The organism is Kutzneria sp. NPDC051319, assembly GCF_040682195.1.
GTDB lineage: Bacteria > Actinomycetota > Actinomycetes > Mycobacteriales > Pseudonocardiaceae > Kutzneria.
Window position 1 is genome coordinate 1 of the sequence record NZ_JBFBAM010000001.1, and the last position, 18,236, is coordinate 18,236.

The 18,236-nt window shown below is 70.6% G+C and carries 12 protein-coding genes and 1 pseudogene; 8 read left to right on the plus strand and 5 right to left on the minus strand.

Going from position 1 to position 18,236, the window contains the following annotated elements:
* Positions 1–328, plus strand: a 328-nt coding sequence (locus tag AB0M73_RS00005) for a transposase (protein WP_363885031.1), incomplete at its 5' end; no start/stop codon positions are given.
* On the opposite strand, the gene AB0M73_RS00010 is transcribed toward AB0M73_RS00005, so the two are convergent.
* Positions 325–891, minus strand: coding sequence for a hypothetical protein (locus AB0M73_RS00010; protein ID WP_043721982.1), 567 nt, complete (start codon positions 889–891; stop codon positions 325–327). The genes AB0M73_RS00005 and AB0M73_RS00010 overlap by 4 nt on opposite strands.
* A 99-nt stretch (positions 892–990) precedes the next feature.
* Between AB0M73_RS00010 and AB0M73_RS00015 the strand changes: the two genes are divergently transcribed.
* A complete protein-coding gene (locus AB0M73_RS00015) occupies positions 991–2,292 on the plus strand; it encodes a glutamate mutase L (RefSeq protein ID WP_363885034.1) in 1,302 nt (433 codons plus the stop codon).
* On the opposite strand, the gene AB0M73_RS00020 is transcribed toward AB0M73_RS00015, so the two are convergent.
* Positions 2,282–4,495: a hypothetical protein gene (locus tag AB0M73_RS00020; RefSeq protein ID WP_363885037.1), complete on the minus strand. Its 2,214-nt coding sequence runs from the start codon at positions 4,493–4,495 to the stop codon at positions 2,282–2,284. The genes AB0M73_RS00015 and AB0M73_RS00020 overlap by 11 nt on opposite strands.
* Positions 4,496–4,604: 109 nt before the next feature.
* On the opposite strand from AB0M73_RS00020, the gene ahcY reads away from it, so the two are divergent.
* Positions 4,605–6,077: an adenosylhomocysteinase gene (gene ahcY / locus AB0M73_RS00025; RefSeq protein ID WP_043731298.1), complete on the plus strand. Its 1,473-nt coding sequence runs from the start codon at positions 4,605–4,607 to the stop codon at positions 6,075–6,077.
* Positions 6,078–6,162: 85 nt separating this feature from the next.
* On the opposite strand, the gene AB0M73_RS00030 is transcribed toward ahcY, so the two are convergent.
* Positions 6,163–7,044, minus strand: a complete 882-nt coding sequence (locus AB0M73_RS00030; protein ID WP_363885040.1) for a hypothetical protein — start codon at positions 7,042–7,044, stop codon at positions 6,163–6,165.
* Between the two features lie 249 nt (positions 7,045–7,293).
* Between AB0M73_RS00030 and AB0M73_RS00035 the strand changes: the two genes are divergently transcribed.
* Positions 7,294–10,371: a GH92 family glycosyl hydrolase gene (locus AB0M73_RS00035; protein ID WP_363885044.1), complete on the plus strand. Its 3,078-nt coding sequence runs from the start codon at positions 7,294–7,296 to the stop codon at positions 10,369–10,371.
* A 208-nt stretch (positions 10,372–10,579) separates the two neighbouring features.
* Here AB0M73_RS00035 and AB0M73_RS00040 read toward each other — a convergent pair whose 3' ends face one another.
* Positions 10,580–11,908 carry a DnaJ domain-containing protein gene (locus AB0M73_RS00040; protein WP_363885047.1) on the minus strand — a complete coding sequence of 443 codons (1,329 nt, stop codon included), beginning with the start codon at positions 11,906–11,908 and terminating at the stop codon, positions 10,580–10,582.
* Between the two features lie 125 nt (positions 11,909–12,033).
* Here AB0M73_RS00040 and AB0M73_RS00045 point away from each other — a divergent pair, with 125 nt between their 5' ends.
* Positions 12,034–12,669, plus strand: a complete 636-nt coding sequence (locus AB0M73_RS00045; protein ID WP_363885051.1) for a dTMP kinase — start codon at positions 12,034–12,036, stop codon at positions 12,667–12,669.
* A 13-nt stretch (positions 12,670–12,682) separates the two neighbouring features.
* Here AB0M73_RS00045 and AB0M73_RS00050 read toward each other — a convergent pair whose 3' ends face one another.
* Complete coding sequence (locus tag AB0M73_RS00050) at positions 12,683–13,171, minus strand: VOC family protein (protein WP_363885053.1); 489 nt, start codon at positions 13,169–13,171, stop codon at positions 12,683–12,685.
* A gap of 217 nt (positions 13,172–13,388) precedes the next feature.
* Between AB0M73_RS00050 and mtrA the strand changes: the two genes are divergently transcribed.
* The 3 genes and pseudogenes from mtrA to AB0M73_RS00065 all read left to right on the plus strand — a co-directional run bounded on the left by mtrA (position 13,389) and on the right by AB0M73_RS00065 (position 18,171).
* Positions 13,389–14,066 carry an MtrAB system response regulator MtrA gene (gene mtrA, locus AB0M73_RS00055; protein WP_043731303.1) on the plus strand — a complete coding sequence of 226 codons (678 nt, stop codon included), beginning with the start codon at positions 13,389–13,391 and terminating at the stop codon, positions 14,064–14,066.
* A 14-nt stretch (positions 14,067–14,080) separates the two neighbouring features.
* Positions 14,081–15,682 (plus strand): annotated as a pseudogene (mtrB, locus tag AB0M73_RS00060) (MtrAB system histidine kinase MtrB); the annotation flags it as partial.
* A 731-nt stretch (positions 15,683–16,413) separates the two neighbouring features.
* A complete protein-coding gene (locus tag AB0M73_RS00065) occupies positions 16,414–18,171 on the plus strand; it encodes an LpqB family beta-propeller domain-containing protein (protein WP_363885058.1) in 1,758 nt (585 codons plus the stop codon).
* Positions 18,172–18,236: the final 65 nt, after the last annotated feature.

Sequence of the window (18,236 nt, forward strand, 5' to 3'; positions counted from 1 at the left end):
GGACGTCCATGTCGTCGTGGACAACGCCTCCACCCACAAGACCCCTGCGATCAAGCGATGGCTGCTTGCGCATCCCCGGTTCGTGCTGCATTTCATCCCGACCAGCAGCTCCTGGCTCAACCTGGTCGAACGATGGTTCAGCGAGCTGACGACCAAGAAGCTGCAACGCGGCGCGCATCGCAGCGTCCGTGCGCTCAACGCCGACATCCGCGACTGGATTCGGACTTGGAATGACAACCCTCGGCCCTACGTCTGGACCAAGACCGCCGACCAGATCCTCGACTCCATCGCCCGCTACTGCTCCCGCATTAACAACTCAGGACATTAGGCGATCTCCCGCAGCACGGGCCGCAGCGCCCAGCTGAACGCGGCGGTGTTGTCGATGAGGGCGGGGGAGGCCAGCACCTGGTTGAACCCGCGCCGCATCCAGAACTGCCCGCGCACGGGCAGTTCGGTGATCATCAGGTGGAACGGTCGGACGGACCGCTCCAGCTCGGCGCCGACGTCGGAGACGAGGTCGGTGATCCACAGCCGGGAGCTGTCCCGGTGCCGGCCGTGCCGCAGCTCGTGCCGCGTGAGCTGGGCGTCCCACTGCCGGATGGGCTCGATGAGCGCGCCGAGCGCCCGGCACACGGCCGGCCACCGGGCCATCCACCGGTCGTCGCCGAGCGACATGCCGTCGAGGATGCCGTCGAACCAGTGCAGCCATTCGTCGCAGACGGCCGCGCGGTCGACGCCGGGCGCGGGCAGCACGGGCACCCACGGATCGGTCGGCGGGTAGGGGTCGTGGGGCACGCTCAGCGCGAGCACGTCCCGGAGGAAGAGGGCGGTGCGGACGTCCGGTCGGACCCCGATCTGCAACGTCCAGGTGGGTTGGCGTTCGGCGAGCATGGCTGACCTCCCTCGGGCGGGGAAGGTGATCTTCCACACACAGAATGAGGCAGCGCCCGCTTTCACGCCAGTGCGCGGGCACAACGTAGCTTGTCTGTTATGAGCACGCTGCTGTGCCTGGACATCGGTTCGACGTGGACCAAGGGCGCCCTGGTCGACGAGCGCGGGATCCTGGTGGGGACGGCGCAACATCCCACCACTGCGCCGGAAGTGCTGGATGGGATTGCATCCGTCACCACCCGTTTGGACGCTCAAGGTCTGCCGGTGCTGGCCTGTTCCAGCGCCGGCGGGGGCTTGCGGCTGGCCGTGGTCGGCCAGGAACGGCTGGTGAGCGCGGAAGCCGGCTACCGGGTGGCGCTGTCGGCCGGCGCCAAGATCGTCCATGTTGTTGCGGGGCAACTGAATGGCGCGGCGATCCGTGAACTTCGTGCCACCCGGCCGGATCTGGTGCTGCTGGCCGGCGGCACGGACGGCGGCGACCGCAGCGTGCTGCTGCACAACGCCAAGCGCATCGCGGCCAACCGGCTGAAGCCGCCGATCGTGTTGGCGGGCAACGCGGACGCCCGCGCGGAGGCGGAGGCGCTGCTGCGCGAGACCGGCCGCACGGTGGTGGCGACGGACAACGTGCTGCCGGACGTGGGAGAGCTGGCGCCGGGGCCGGCGCGCGCGGCGATCCGGGAACTGTTCCTGCGCCACGTGATCGGCGGCAAGGGACTGTCCAAAGGCAACACTTTCCGCAACCTGGTCAGGGCGGTGACGCCGGACGCGGTGCTCGGCGGCGTCTCGCGCCTGGCGACGATCCTGGCGGCCCGAGAGGCGGGTGCCGTCCTTGTCGTTGACGTCGGCGGCGCGACGACCGACGTCTACTCGGCAGTGTCCACTGTGGACGAGAATGTCATGCAGCGGACGGTGGCGCTGCCGCCGGATCGTCGCACGGTCGAAGGCGACCTCGGCATGCGCTGGTCGGCCCCGGGCATCGTGTCCGAGGCGAAGGTGGAACGCCTTGACACGCAAACAGATCTGGAAGAGGAAGCGCAAAAACGATCGGCCGCTGTGGACTGGATCCCGGACGACGATCACGGCCGGGACGTGGATGCGACGCTGGCCGGGCTGGCCGCGACGCTGGCGGTGCGCCGACACCTGCGGCTCGTTGACGGACAGCTGGGCCCCAAGGGCGCGGGCCTGCTCGTGCTGTCCGGCGGCGTTTTCCGGCACGCGACCCCCGAGCACCTCCACGCGATCGAAGAACGGCTGCGCGCTGATCCCGTGCTACGGCCGGTGTTGCGCAACGCGGAGATCACCGTCGACCGGCACTACGTGCTGGCGCCGGCCGGCCTGCTGGCCGACGCCGGCCGCGTCGAGACGGCGGATGCCCTGCTGGCCAACCACTTCAGTGCTTGAAGTTCCACAATGTCAGCGGCGGCTCGGCCACATCGAGCCCGGCCGCCGCGGCGATCGCGTGGTCCCACTCCGGATCGGACGTGTAGTCGCGATGCCGCAGCACGCCGGGGCTCCATCGACGGCCGGAGAGCGGGCCCTGCTGAGGATCGGCCAGCCAGTGGTCGCCGCCGAGCACCAGGGCCCCGTTGGGGCTGCGCTCGGCGGCCGGCAAGGCCCCCTCGAAGCCGACGCCCAGTAGCTGCCCGTCGAACGCCTGCCGCTCCCACGTCGTCACGCCGCCGCCGATCGCGTCGGTGCCACGGCACACCGCCCGCCACCGGCCGTTCATCGCCTTGGCCAGCTCCGCCAACGAATCGTGCGACACCACGGCCGGAAACGCCCGTGGGTAAGCCCACTGCAGAGGCGACCCGGCCGTGACCAGGCCGACGCGTTCACGCTCGTGGGCCGGCAAGGTGTCCAACAGGCGGGCGGCGGCGACGGCGGCGAGCAGGCTGCCCTGGCTGTAGCCGGCCAGCACCACCCGGGTTCCCGGGTCGGCGAGGTGTTCTCGCGCCCTGGCAACAAGTTCCGGGATCGCCTTCAGCGCATAACAAGGCGGCACAAGGGGATGCGCCTCCCGCGGCCAGAACCCGGCGATGTCGCTGAGCAGACCCAGCTGCCGCGCCGCCCCCGGCGACTTCGTCGCCACGTACACCTGACGCAGCGCCCCTACCGCGAGCGCCCCGAGCGCGGTGATGCCGATGCCCGGCAGGGGCTGCGCCCACCACGGCAGGGCGACGCCGCGCACCTGCATCAGGAACGACACCAGAGTCCCGGCCGACAGCACGCCGGCGGTACCGAGAATCGCGTGGTGGGCATGATTCCGCTTCAACCGCGCCGCTCGCCACGCCTGAGCCGCGCGGGCCGCGTCCTCCGGCTTTCCCCCGTGCAGCAGGTCGATCTCGATTGGCTTACGCCCACGCGGCACCACAAAGACGGCCGCACCAACAGCCCCGACGATCACGGCCAGCACCGCGGCGACGCCCCACAGCGTTGTCACGTAACGATATCCGGGTGGAAGCTGTAGGGAATCGTCGCCAAGCGCCTTCTGCACGGTGATCGCGACACCGGCCCCGAACCCGCCACCGAGCAGCGCGGCCGTCGCCAGAATTGGCGCCGCCATCCAGCCGCCGGCCCACGGCCGCAGCGAGGCCGGCAACTCCGACCACCCGCCCCGCGCCAACACCGCCGCCGGGATCAGCACCAGCCCGAACACGATGCACACCAACCCCAGCACGGCGGCGATCGACTCCACGGTCGGATCCGTGCCGGGCAGGTGCTGCCCATGGCCGGGCATCGGCGTCAACGCCGCCGCGCAGACCTCGACCAGCGTCACCACGACCAACAACCGGCGGGCCCACGGCTTGAACCACCGGCCCTCGGTCGGCGCGTCCAACGCCAACGTGATCAGGACGCTCAACCCGATCAGCACCCACGCCGCCACCCACGGCACGAACACGCGGTCCGACGACGGCCCGAACGGACCGCCCACCGCGAGCAGCGCCGCCGACGCGAGCCCCGCTGTGGCGTGCAACACATGCAGCGCCGGCGCGTCCGGGTCGGCGGCGATCCGGGCGCCGGGCAGCAGGTCCAGCCGGGGCGCGGGCGACGGCTTGACGACCTTCCAGTCGATGGCCGACAGCTTGTGCAGCAGCGCCACCACGATCAACACGGGCGCCAGCCCGATCGGCGCCCGCCACGGCCGCAGCTGCGTGAACTGGTCCAGCCACTGCCCGGCCACCAGGTCCAGGCTCACCACTGTCAACTGCGTCACCAACAGCATCGTCAGCACCAACGCCGCCAGCCGCACCAGCGACCGCAGCGTCCCACCGAGCAAGCGACCGGTCGGCGGCAGCATCCAGTGCGTCATGTTGGCCAACGAGAACGGCAGCAGCAGGGCCCACGCGGCCTTGGCCGCGCCGCCGGACGTCATGGCGCTCCACAGGTAGCCCTCGACGGTCCGCGGCACCGGCCGCCCGCCGGCCTGCAGCACCGGCCCCGGCGCGGGTCTGCGCAGCCGGTCGGCCGGGCGCACCAGACGGCCGACGCCGTCGCCCGCCACGTCCACGGCGACGACCGCGTCGACCAGTGATTCCGGTGTGGTCCCCATGACACCGTGCACCCGCAGTTCGATGACACGGGTGTCGGGTCCTGCTATCAGCACCGGGCCATCCTGGGCCATTCAGCCGGCAATGACCCGTGTCCGAGCCTCCGGCGTGGCGGACCGACTAGTGTGCATGGCCGACGACCAATCGGCTCTGGAGGACTCCACGATGACGGCGATCGCCCCGCCGAAGCTGCAAACCCGCAATGGCGTCGACTTCGCCGTCGCGGACCTCTCGTTGGCCGAGTTCGGCCGCAAGGAGATCCGGCTGGCCGAGCACGAGATGCCCGGCCTGATGGCGCTGCGCCGTGAGTACTCGGAGGTCTACCCGCTCAAGGGCGCGCGCATCTCCGGCTCGCTGCACATGACCGTGCAGACCGCGGTCCTGATCGAGACCCTGGTCGCGCTCGGCGCCGAGGTCCGCTGGGCCTCCTGCAACATCTTCTCCACCCAGGACCACGCCGCCTCGGCGATCGTGGTCGGCCCGCACGGGTCGCAGGAGGAGCCCAAGGGCGTGCCGGTCTTCGCCTGGAAGGGCGAGACGCTGCCCGAGTACTGGTGGTGCACCGAGCAGATGCTGACCTGGCCGGACGGCGAGGGCCCGAACATGCTGCTCGACGACGGCGGCGACGCCACGCTGCTGGTGCACAAGGGCACCCAGTACGAGGCCGCGGGCGTCGTGCCGCAGGCCGAGGAGGACGACTCCGAGGAGTGGAAGGTCATCCTCGACGTCCTGCGCAACAGCCTCGAGGTCGACGGCCAGAAGTGGACCAAGACCGGCCGGTCCATCCGCGGCGTGACCGAGGAGACCACCACCGGTGTGCTGCGGCTCACGCAGATGGCCGCCGCCGGTGAGCTGCTGTTCCCGGCGATCAACGTCAACGACTCGGTCACCAAGTCGAAGTTCGACAACAAGTACGGCATCCGCCACTCGCTGATCGACGGCATCAACCGCGGCACCGACGTGCTCATCGGCGGCAAGGTCGCGGTCGTCTGCGGCTATGGCGACGTGGGCAAGGGCGCGGCCGAGTCGCTGGCCGGCCAGGGCGCGCGGGTCATCGTCACCGAGATCGACCCGATCTGCGCGTTGCAGGCGGCGATGGACGGCTACCAGGTGGCCAAGCTGGAGACGGTGCTGCCGATCGCCGACATCGTCATCACCACCACCGGCAACAAGGACGTGGTGATGGCCCACCACATGTCCGAGATGAAGCACCTGGCCATCCTGGGCAACATCGGCCACTTCGACAACGAGCTGGACATGGCCGGCCTGGCCAAGGTCCCGGGCGTGCGGCGCAACAACATCAAGCCGCAGGTCGACGAGTGGGTCTTCCCCAGCGGCAAGGCGATCATCGTGCTGTCCGAGGGCCGCCTGCTCAACCTGGGCAACGCCACCGGCCACCCGAGCTTCGTGATGTCCAACTCCTTCTCGAACCAGACGATCGCGCAGGTCGAGCTGTTCACGAAGTTCAAGGAGTACGACAACGAGGTCTACGTGCTGCCGAAGAACCTCGACGAGAAGGTGGCCAAGATCCACCTGGAGGCCCTGGGCGGCGAGCTGACCAAGCTCACCAAGGAGCAGGCCGAGTACATCGGCGTAGACGTGGAGGGCCCCTTCAAGCCCAACGCCTACCGCTACTGAGCAACTGCTAGACCACATGCAGGGAAGGACGCCTTACCCTCGTTCAACGCGGGTAAGGCGTCCTTCCCTGCATCAGGGGAAGCGTTTACGCCGGGCCCCAGTGGACGGTGATGCCGGCGCGGTCGCAGTCCACGGGCTCGAAGTAGGCGCTCACCACGCCGTCGAGGCCGTAGTTGAGCTCCTCGTGCCGGATGTCGTCGCCGTGCTGCTCACGGAAGCAGCGGGCCGGCAGGACGCCGCGGTGGAAGCGCAGCTGTAACAGGTAGTTGCCGGCGGCGGACGGGAAGCGGCGCAGGTGTCCGCCGGTCTGCCCGGTGGCGGTGTCGATCACCGTGTAGCTGAACACGAGCGTCTCGCCCGGGGACAGCCGCCGGTCGAAGAGCAGCTCGAACGCCACTGAGCCGTCGGGCCCGCGCTTGCGCATGCGCCCGGCGCGGCAGCCCTCCCCGGTGTGCACGGCGGAGTGCTCGACGTGGCCCTGCTCGTCGGCGGGGTGCAGCGCGAGGTACCGGTCGGCGCCGTCGGTGCAGGCGCGCACGACGAGCCGGCTCAGCACCGACCGCCGAGTCCGCGCGGCGTTGACGGTGACAACTTCGTGCAGGGCGAGCACGTCGAGGCAGGCGTTGCGCAGGTCGGCCTCGAACTCCTCGGCGGCGAGGTTGGTGGACCGTCCCGAGTGCTCGCCCATCGGCTCGATGAGGCCGAGCAGCGAGTTGGACGGAAGGTCCAGCACCTGTTCCAGCGCCAGCACGGCCTCGGTGGCCCGCGGCATCTCGGGCCGGCGCAACCCGCGCTGCCAGTAGCTCAGCGTCGACTGGCCGATGTGCGTGCCGGCGTCGTCGAGGGCCGCTCGCAGCCGGGCCAGCGGCAGCCCGCGATGGGTGATCGCCTGGTGCAGGGCCTGATGGAACGGCCCGTCACGCAGCGCAGTGGCTAGCGTGGGCGGCAGTCCGCCAGTCGGGTGCACTTTGTCACTCGGTGCGTCCAGGCTTTCCCCGGCCAACGCGGCACCACCCATCTCCCGGCCCGCCGTGTCTGAAGTGGACGTTAGAGTAGTCACTCGTTTTGGTGATTGATAGCGACCCCTCCGAGTGACCTTCACGGTGCGTCTCTTGCGGCCATCCGTGCGAGTTTTTGACGATCACTTGTCGAGCCGGCGGCAACGGCTCGACACTGCTGGAGACGCTGTCAACGTTGTCACCGTCCTGGGGGTCCGATGCGCCCGCTCGTCGTCTCGCTGCTCGCGTTGGTCCTGCTCAATCTGGTCCCTCTCGCGCCACGGGCTCTGGCCGGCCAACCGCCGCTGGCCGATCCGGTCGCGGTGACGGACCCCATGATTGGAACCGGTTCCGCAGGCGCGGCCGTGGGTGAGATCAACAACTTTCCCGGCCCGAGCACGCCGTTCGGCATGCTCCAGTGGAGCCCGGACACCGCCGACCACTACGCGGGTTACTCCTACGAGGACAAGACCATCAAGGGCTTCAGCCTCACGCACGCCTCGGTCGGCTGCCGCCAGTTCGGCGACGTCCCGATCCTGCCGGTCAGCGGCGACGTCGGCGCGAGCCCCTGGTCGTTGCAGGAGCCGTTCACACACTCAGGTGAGCAAGCCTCGCCCGGTTACTACACCGTCACCGCGGGCGGCGTGAAGACCGAGCTGACCACCGCCCTGCGGGCCGGCCAGGGCCGTTTCACCTTCCCGCCCAACGCCCCCGCGCACGTGCTGGTCAAAGCCGGCGGCAGCCTCAACGGCGACACCGACGCCAGTGTCGCCTTCCCCGACGACCACACCGTCACCGGCTCGGCCACCTCGGGCGGATTCTGCGGCCAGGGCAACAAGTACACCGTCCACTACGCGATCACCTTCGATCGGCCGTTCACCGCGAAGACGTCGTGGGCGGGCAGCGCCCGGGCGGTTCCGAACGTCGTCACGCCGGGGCAGAAGGCCCGTGGCCTGGCCGGCCCGCAGATCGCCGGGCCACAGGTCGGAGCGACCCTCGACTTCGACACGAGCAAGGACGCGACGATACGGGCGAAGGTGGCAATCTCCTTCGTCTCGGCTGACGGGGCGGCAAAGAACATCGCCGCCGACGCCCCGGCGTGGGACTTCGACGGCATGCGGACGGCGACGCAGCAGCGCTGGGCGTCCTATCTCGGCCGCATCGCCATCGGCGGCGGCCAGGCCCCTCAGCTGAAGACGTTCTACGCCGCCCTCTACCACTCGCTCCAGTACCCGGTGACCTTCAACGACGTCGACGGGAACTACCCGGGCTTCGACGGCAAGATCCACAACGCCGGACCGCGCACCCAGTACGCCAACTTCTCCGGTTGGGACATCTACCGCTGCCAGATCCCGCTGCTGGCCACGCTGGCCCCCGACGAGACCTCAGACATGATGCAGTCCCTGGTCGAGGACGCCGACCAGTACGGCTGGCTGCCGAAGTGGCCGGTCTACAACGACGAGTCCGGCGTGATGAACGGCGACTCCATCGCGCCGATCATCGCCGGCGCCTACGCCTTCGGCGCGCGGGACTTCGACACCGCCAAGGCCCTGTCCCAGCTCGTCAAGGGCGCCACCAAGGACGGCAAGGTCGGCTGGGGCTACGAGGAACGGCCCAATGTCGTGGCCTACCAGCAGCTCGGCTACGTGCCGATGGGCGCGGACGAGAACGTGTCGATGACGCAGGAGTACGCCATCGACGACTTCGCCATCGGGCAGTTGGCCGATGCCCTCGGCGACGACGACACCGCGGCGACTTTCGCCCGGCGCGGCCAGAACTGGCAGCACGTGTTCGATCCGACCACCGGCTACGTCCGCCAACACGCCGCCGACGGCGCCTACCCGGCCGGCGAGGTGCTTGTGCCGCCGCCGCCCGGCCAGTTCGCGCCGACGGGCTACTCCGAGGGCAACGCCGCCCAGTACACGTGGATGGTGCCGCAGAACCTGGCCGGCCTGATCGGGGCGATCGGCGGCCGGGACGCGGCGACCAAGCGCCTGGACGACCTGTTCACCAAGCTCAACGTGGGCCCGGTGCAGCCGTACTACTGGGCCGGCAACGAGCCCATGTTCAGCGTGCCGTGGACATACAACTACCTGGGCCAGCCGTGGAAGACGCAGGACGTGGTGCATCGGGTGCAGACGGAGCTGTTCGCCCCGACGCCCGACGGCGAGCCCGGCAACGACGATCTCGGCGCGCAGTCGGCCTGGTACGTCTGGTCGGCGATGGGCCTGTACCCCGTCACGCCCGGCGCCACCGACCTGGCCGTGAACACGCCGGTGTTCCCGCACGTGGAGATCAAGACCGGCACCGGCCGCAAGATTGTGATCGACACTCAGGGCGTCGGGCCGCACATCCAGGGCATGGCGGTGAACGGCGTCAACTGGAACCGCAGTTGGCTGCCGTCGGATCTGCTGTCATGGGGCGGCCGCGTGGAGTACCGGCTGGCCGAGGGCACCACGTGGACCGCCGCGCCACCCAAGTCCTATCGCGACGGTGAGGCGCCGGCGCTGGGCTACCTGACGCCGCTCGGCACGTCGACCCAGAACACGTTCCAGGTCGGCGCCCGCAACATCACCGACCACCCGGTGCAGGTGCCGTGGACGCTGACCGTGGCGCCCGGTGCGACGGCATCGTTGACGCGAGGACAACTCGTGGTGCCGGCCAACGGGACCTCGACCGCCGCCGTGCAACTGAATGCCGCTGCGAGCGGCATCTACCCGGTGAGCGTCGACTTCGGCGACAAGCAGCGCGCCACGGCCTACTTCGCCGTGGCCGGGACCGATCACACGACCACCGGGTGCAGCACGCTCGGCGCCACCAACACCGACTGCGGGCTGACCCAGGTCGAGTACGCCAACGACGGCGCCACCGCGCCGGTCGAGGTCGGCGGCGTGTCGGCGCGGAAGATGGCGCACGCCCACGACTGGGGCGACTACCGGTACCTGTACTTCCAGGCCGACGGGCGCGCCATCCCCGGCACCGGGCCCTACGACGCCACGATCACCGTGCGGTACCTGGACAGCGGCACCGACACGTTCGTCGTCCAGTACGACTCGGTCAACGCCGCCTACGTCGACGCCAAGCGGATCACCAAGACCGGCACCAACACGTGGAAGGACGTGACGATCACGGTCAAGGACGCCAAGTTCGCGCACCGCGAGAACGGCGCCTCCGACTTCCGGATCTCCTCCGACGGCTCCGGCGACGCCAACGCCGAAACCATCGCCTCCGCCACCCTCACGGTCACCGGCCCCGACGTCCTGGCAGTCCGCCAGTGCCCGACAAGCTCGCCCTAGCGGCAGCGCACCGGTCGCGAGGCCGCGCCGGTGCTTCGCACGGTTGCTGGATTTTCGATCGCCGCCACCCGACGCGCCCCACCACCGCGCCGATGCGGCGTTCGAAAGTCCAGCAAGGGCGAGGCACCGGTCACGAGCGGCCTCGCCGCGCTGCCGGAGGCGGCGCCAACAAGCACAGTCGAGCCGTGCCGCCGGAGGCGGCACCATGTCACTGCTTGACCTGGTCCAGCAGTGTGAGAAAGACGTCCCGTTCCACGACTGCCGGCTCCTCCGCGAGCCGGGCCCCGACGTGGCGGACGAAGGTCTCCGGGCTGAGCACCTCCAGCGGCACGGAGTCCGGCATCCGGCAGGTCACCAGGCCCGGCTCCTCGGTGTGCACCAGGACGATGCCCTCGACCTGAACCTTGGGCAGCAGCATCTGGTAGGCCGCGACGGTCCGCCCGAGCCGCAGCGACGCGCCGTCGAAGGTCTCGCCGTCGCGCAGCAGGCCACCGTTGCCGTCGCTGGTGTAGTGCCCGGCCGGCCACGTCCGGGACTCGATCAGCAGCAGCTTGCGCCCGCACAGCACGGCGTGGTCGACCTCGGCCCGTGAGGAGCCGGGCCAGGCCAGGCCGTGGAAGATGCGCGCGGCCGGGATCTGGCCCAGGTAGCCGGACAGCAGGTCCAGCGTCATCCACTCGCTCTGGGTGCAGTCCTTGACCGGCTCGTCCTCGGACGGCAGCAGCCGCGTGCCCGGCGCGCCGAACAGGTTGAACGTGCGGAACTCGTGCGTGAAGATCCGCTCGGTCACGCGCGAGGACAGGTACCAGCGGGCCAGCGGCGGCAGCGCGAACACGCCCGCCGCCAGCAGCACCACGGCGATGCCGGACAGCGCCCCGGTGGTGATCGCGTAGCCGCCGAGCGCGGCCATGCCGCCGGCCCAGATGTAGGTGATCACGGCCAGGAACTTCGGCGTCGCCTTGCCCGCGATCGTCACCGCCACGTAGGCGATGGGCACGATCACGATCACCGCGACGAAGGAGAACCCGCTGGCCAGCATGGGCACCACGGTGGCCACCAGCAGCGCCGTCCACACCGTCGCGACGGTGAAGAACCAGCGCTGGGCCCAGCCGAAGCCGGGCCGCCAGTGCACCCGCGCGTTCGGGTTGACCCGCTGCCACCACGGGATCGAGTCGGTCGGGATGGTCCGCAGGCCGGACGGGAAGCCCGCCGGCTTGGGCGGCGGTTCCGGCGGCCGCTCCTCGCGCTCGGCGTCGGCGGCCTCCTCCTGGTACTCCTCCCACGTCTCCCACTCCGGCGTCGCCGGCCGTGGCCGGCGCTGCTCGGGCACGCCTCGGGCCCGGCGCTGGTCGTAGGCGGCGCGCCGGGCCGGGTCGGACAGCGTCTCGTACGCCTCCTGGACCAGCCGGAACATGATCTGGCTGCCGCCGGCGTCCGGATGCAGCACCTTCACCAGCGAACGGTGGGCAGACTTGATCTCGGCCTGGGAGGCGCCAGGCTTGATCTCCAGCAACTCGTAGTAGTCGACTCCGCCCACGGCCCTTCCCATCTGCGGCTACGTCTGGCGCGGGTACGAACACGATAGGTTGCCCAGCCGTCAGAGTCCCGTCCAACCAGGGCCGTTTCATCACACGATCGGTTAAGTCCGTAGCGTGGACGCCCATGGCGAGGCTTGTCGTGATCGAAGGACTGGACGGCGCGGGCAAGCGGACGCTGTCCGACGCGCTGACCGCGGAGCTGGACAAGCGGGGTGCGACGGCGACCCGGATCGCCTTCCCCCGCTACGGCGAGGACGTGCACGCCGACCTCGTGCGCGACGCCATGTACCTGCGCCTGGGCGACCTGGTGAAGTCCGTGCACGGCATGGCCGTGCTGTTCGCCCTCGACCGCCAGGCGGCCGCGCCGGTGATCGCCGAGGCGCTCGCCCAGCACGACGTCGTGCTGCTGGATCGCTACATCGCGTCCAACGCGGCATACGGGGCGGCGCGGCTCCATGAGGATGTAAACGGCGATTTCGTGCGCTGGGTTCATGACCTTGAGGTCGAACGCTTCCAGCTCCCGCTGCCCGACCGCCAGCTGTTGCTTCGTGTTCCCGTCGAGGTCGCCGCCGCCCGCGCCGCGGGCCGTGAGCAGACCGAGCGCGAGCGGGACAGCTACGAGACCGACGACGGCCTCCAGGCCCGCTGCGCCGTGGTCTACGACCAGTTCGTCGACACGGGGTGGCTCGCCCCGTGGACGGTGGTCGACGGCGTCGGCGGCGCCGACTTCGCGGCGCTCGCCGATCAGCTCCTGGGCTAGATCAGCTTCTGGGTCAGAGCGCGCCGACCAGGTCGGCGCCCCAGCGCTCGATCTCGGCGTCGATGTCGAGCGGGCCCATGCCGGTCGTGTCCCGCATCGCGTCGGTGACCCGATCCAGCGGCACCAGCCAGGACACCTCGAACTCGATGCCGTCGGGGTCCTTGGCGTACAGGGCCTTCGTGGTGACGTGGTCGGAGGCGCCGACGAGGGCGCCCGCCTCGCGCAGCCGGTCGGCGTGCGCGGCCAGGTCGGTGAGCGTGGTGACCGACCAGGCCAGGTGGTACAGGCCGACGGTCTCCTTGCCGGCGCCCGACGGCTTGGCGTCCGGGCCGACCTGGAACAGGCCGAGGTCGTGGTCGTTGTCCGAGTCCGGCGCCTGGAGGAACGCGGCGCCGGGGAACTGGTGCACCACCCGGAAGCCGAGCACCTCCGTGTAGAAGGCGACGCTGCGACCGGTGTCGCGCACGTACAGCACCGCGTGGTTGAGCCGGCGGATCGCCATCGCTGCCTCCCGAGGCTTGTTTAAGCTTCAACTATAACCTCGGTAACGAACCGTGAGCGTTACACGCTGTAGCTCGTGAACTCGACGGGGACGAGGGTGGTGATGGCTCATGACCGACCGCTGGAGCACCACGGCGGAGCGCAACGGACCGATCGCAGCCGGTGGTGATCGCTGGGGTGCGCGCGGCCGCCCGGCCAGCAGTGCGACGATGGTAGGCATGAAGGCACGCGTCCTGGTGGTCGATGACGACCCGGCCCTGGCGGAGATGCTCACCATCGTGCTGCGCGGTGAGGGCTTCGACACCGCCGTCGTGGCCGACGGCGCCCGAGCGCTGCCGGCGCTCCGTGAGCTCAAACCCGACATCGTGCTGCTCGACCTGATGCTGCCCGGGATGAACGGCATCGACGTGTGCAAGGCGATCCGCGCCGAGTCCGGCGTGCCGATCGTGATGCTCACGGCCAAGAGCGACACCGTGGACATCGTGCTGGGGCTGGAGTCCGGCGCCGACGACTACGTGGTGAAGCCGTTCAAGCCCAAGGAGCTGGTCGCGCGCATCCGCACCCGGCTGCGGCGCACCGAGTCCGAGCCGGCCGAGGTGCTGGCCATCGGCGACCTGGCGATCGACGTGCCCGGTCACGAGGTCACCCGGGAGGGGCAGGCCATCCAGCTCACGCCGCTGGAGTTCGACCTGCTGGTGGCCCTGGCCCGCAAGCCGCGCCAGGTGTTCACCCGCGAGGTCCTGCTCGAGCAGGTGTGGGGCTACCGGCACGCGGCCGACACCCGGCTGGTCAACGTGCACGTGCAGCGGCTGCGCTCCAAGGTCGAGAAGGATCCGGAGCACCCCGAGGTGGTGCTCACGGTCCGTGGCGTCGGATACAAGGCCGGTCCTCCGTGATCGGGGCCTGACGGATGCGGGTCGACACCAGGCCGGTGACCCGGTGGCTGCAGGAGGCGCCGGCCCTGGTGCGGGAGCGCTGGCAACGGGCCAGTGAGCTGTGGCGGCGGTCGTTGCAGCTGCGGGTGGTGGTGAGCACACTCGCGCTGTCCTCGGCCGTCGTCTTCGTGCTGGGCATGGTGCTGCAGTCGCAGATCACCGACCAGATGCTCAGCAGCAAGACGCAGGCCGCGACCGTGCAGATCAAGGCCAGCGTCAAGGCCGTGCAGCACCAGCTGGTCGGCGTCAGCCCCGGCCCGGACAGCCTGGGCAGCCGCTTCAACGCCGCGCTCAACTCCCTGACCAGCAGCGGCTCGGCCAACGTCGACGGCTCCTCGGCCGGCGCGTTCGAGCCCATCCTGGCCGACGCCCGCACCACCGACGCCGCCGGCAACGTCACCGCGACCACGCACTACGCGGACATCCCCGACGATCTCAAGCGGTTCGTGCTCAACGACGAGATCGCCAGCCGGATCCACACCGTCATGCGCGACAACGTGCCGACCACGATGCTCATGGTCGGCGCCCAGGTGCCCAGCACCAACCATCCCGTGCAGCTGTACCTGCTGTTCCCGCTCACCCCCGAGCAGCACACCACCGAGGTCGTGCAGAACACCCTGATCGTCGGCGGCATCGCGCTGCTGCTGTTGCTGGCCGGCATCACCAACCTGGTCACCCGGCAGGTGGTCCGCCCCGTGCGACAGGCCGCCGAGGTGGCCGAGCGGTTCGCCGACGGCAAGCTCGACGACCGGATGCCCGTGGTCGGCGAGGACGACGTGGCGCGGCTGGCCGAGTCGTACAACGAGATGGCCGAGAGCATCCAGGCCCAGATCCGTCAGCTGGAGGAGTTCGGGCTGTTGCAGCGCCGGTTCACCTCCGACGTGTCGCACGAGCTTCGCACCCCGCTCACCACCGTCCGCATGGCCGCCGACGTGCTGCATGCCTCCCGTGAGCAGTTCCCCGCCGGTCTCGCCCGTTCCACCGAGCTGCTCGTCGACGAGCTCGACCGCTTCGAGGCCCTGCTCGGCGACCTGTTGGAGATCAGCCGCCTCGACGCCGGCGTCGACGAGCTCGCCGCCGACCTCGTCGACGTGCGCGGCGTCGTCGAGCGCGCCGTCCTCGCCGTCGGCCCCGTCGCCGCCAGCTCCGGCAGCTCTGTCGAGATGTACCTGCCCGACGTCGAGGTGCCCGCCGAGGTCGACGCCCGCCGCGTCGAACGTGTGCTCCGCAACCTGCTCAACAACGCCGTCGACCACGGCGAGGGCCTCCCTGTCCGGGTCCGCGTCGCCGCCGACGAGAACGCCGTCGCCATCGTCGTCCGCGACTTCGGCGTCGGCCTCCGCGACGGCGAGGCCGAGCTCGTGTTCAACCGCTTCTGGCGGGCCGATCCCTCCCGCAACCGCCGCACCGGCGGCACCGGTCTGGGGCTGGCCATCAGTGTCGAGGACGCCCGTTTGCACGGCGGCTGGCTCGAGGCTTGGGGCGCGCTCGGCCAGGGCGCCTGCTTCCGCCTCACCCTGCCCCGCCGCCAGGGCGCCGAGCTCACCGACAGCCCACTGCCGCTGCCGCCCGACGAGGTCCGCCCCTTCCGCGAAGGCGAGGAGGACGAGGTCAGCCCCCTCGTCGTCACCGAGGTCGACGCCGAGGCCCAGGTCGAGGAGATCGCCTGGCAGTCCGCCGACTCCGTCGAGCTCGACGAGGCCACCCCCGACCTCCCCATCGCCTGGCACTCCGCCTCCGCGGAGCCCGCCCCCGACCACGGCGAAATCGGCCCCGACCCCGAACTCGACGACGTGCACCGCCCGCCGCCCGCCGGCGTGCCCGATCGGGCCGATTCGGCCGTCGTCGGCCACGACCCCGAGTTCGACGACGTACCCAACTCCGCGCCTGTCGGCGTTCCCACCCCGCCGGATCCGTCGGCCGTCGGCCATGATCCTGAGTTCGACGATGTCCCCGGCCTCGCGCCCACAGGCGTTGCCACCCCGGCGGCGGATCCGTTGGCCGTCGGCCATGATCCCGAGTTCGACGATGTGCCCGGCGTCGCGTCGGCGTCCGGTGGTGTCCCGGCCGGGGCGGGTTCGGCGGCGGTCGGTCATGATCCTGAGTTCGATGATGTGCCCAGCCCTGCGCCCGAGTCCGGGGGTGTGCCCGATCGGGCGGGTTCGGCGGTGATCGGGCATGACCCCGAGTTCGATGACGTGCCTGGCCCGGCGTCCGAGCCGGCAGGGGTTGGGCATGATCCGGAGTTCGACGATGTGCCGGGAGGCGGCGGGAGCGAATTGGCCTCGAAGTCGGCGGGGGAGGCCCGGTGATCCGCAGGTGGCGGCCGGCCGCGGCGGTGATGGCGCTGCTGATGGCGCTGGTCGTGGTGGCGGGGTGCGCGGCGATTCCGGACGAGACGCCGGCGCAGGGCATAGCGGCGGGCGACGGGGGCGGCAAGGCGGCGCCGGTGCCGGATCCGCCGTCGGGGCTGGCGCCGGCGGATCTGGTGCGGGCGTTCCTGGACGCCAACGCGGATTCGACCAGCAGCTACGCCGCGGGCCGGCCGTATCTGACCAAGGCGGCGCAGGGGCGGTGGCAGCCGGCCTCGTCGATCACGATCATCCAGAACACGTACAACACGCTGCCCGAGCAGACCAAGCCCGACCAGGCCAAGGTGCTGCTGACGGCGCAGATCATCGGCCGCCTGGGCTCGGACTTCGCGTTCGTGCCGACCTCCACGCCCACCACGCTGACCATCGAGCTGGACAAGCAGGACGGCCAGTGGCGGATCAGCTCGCCGCCGCCGGGCGTGTTCATGACGCTCGACCGGTTCAACGAGGTGTACCGGCAGACCCGCGTGTACTTCCTGGACCCGCAGAAGCGCGTGCTCGTGCCCGATCTGCGCTACATCGTGGCCCAGCCGGCCAGCGGTCTGCCGGGTCGCGTGATCGACCGGCTGCTGGCCGGACCGTCCGACGCCATGCAGGGCGCGGTGACCAGCGCGCTCAGCCCCGAGGCGGTGCTGGCGACCGGGGTCACCGAGACCGGCGACGGCGCGGTGCTGGTCAACCTCAGCCATCCCGGCGACACGGGTTCGGCCGGCAACGTGAAGCTGATGATCGCCCAGATCGTGCAGTCGCTGGCCGGTGTCACCAATAACCGCATCCGCGTCGAGGTGGAGGGCGCCGCCCTGTCGTCGGAGCGCCTGGACTGGCGCATCGGCGACCTGCCGGCCTACGACATCGGCACCAGCCCCGGACCCGACCTGACCGGCCTGCTCGTGCACGACGGCCGGGTCAAGCAGCTCGCCGACGGCAAGCCGATCAACGGGCCGGCCGGCAACGGCAGCTACACCGTGCTGACCGCCGCCCAGTCGATCGACGGCACCGAGCTGGCCACGATCAGCAAGCCGGGCGCCAACGCCGAGCTCAGGGTGGGTGGCCTCACCCAGGCCGCGTCCGTGGTCGACCTGACCGCGGGCACCCTGACCCGGCCCACCTGGGTCTCCGCCGACTCGGCCACCGACCCCAGCAACGAGGTCTGGACCGTGGCCGACGGCAGCCGGGTGGCCCGCGTGGTCAAGTCGGCCGACGGCACCTGGGTGGCGCGGTCGGTCAACAGCAACGACCTGAGCCAGCTCGGCACCATCACCGACCTGAGGCTGTCCCGGGACGGCACTCGCGCGGCGGTGATCGCCAACTCGCAGCTGATCGTCTGCGCGGTCGTCCGCACGCCCAACTCGGACACGGTGGCGCTGCGCTCGCCCCGACCGCTGCTGCCGGACGCGCTCACCAGCGTCGTGGGCGTCGACTGGCTGCTCCAGGACCAGCTGGTGGTCGCCACCTCGTCGCCGGAGTCGCCGATCGTGCAGGTCGCCGCCGACGGCGATCCGGTGTTCTCCCGTTACAACGCGGCCAACCTGACCGCGCCGGTCACGGCCGTCACGGCGGCGCCGAGCCGTTCGGTGATCGTGGTGGACGCCGGGGGTATGTGGACCTCCTCGGACTCGGGATCGGTGTGGCGGGTGCAGGGCGGCGTCAACGTCGGCCGCGGATCCTCGGCCGTGCCCTTCTACCCGGGCTAATGTGTTTGGCTGCCCCGCCTCCGGCAGGGCGGGGCTCGGTCCCTGCGGGGGGCCGAGCCGAGTCT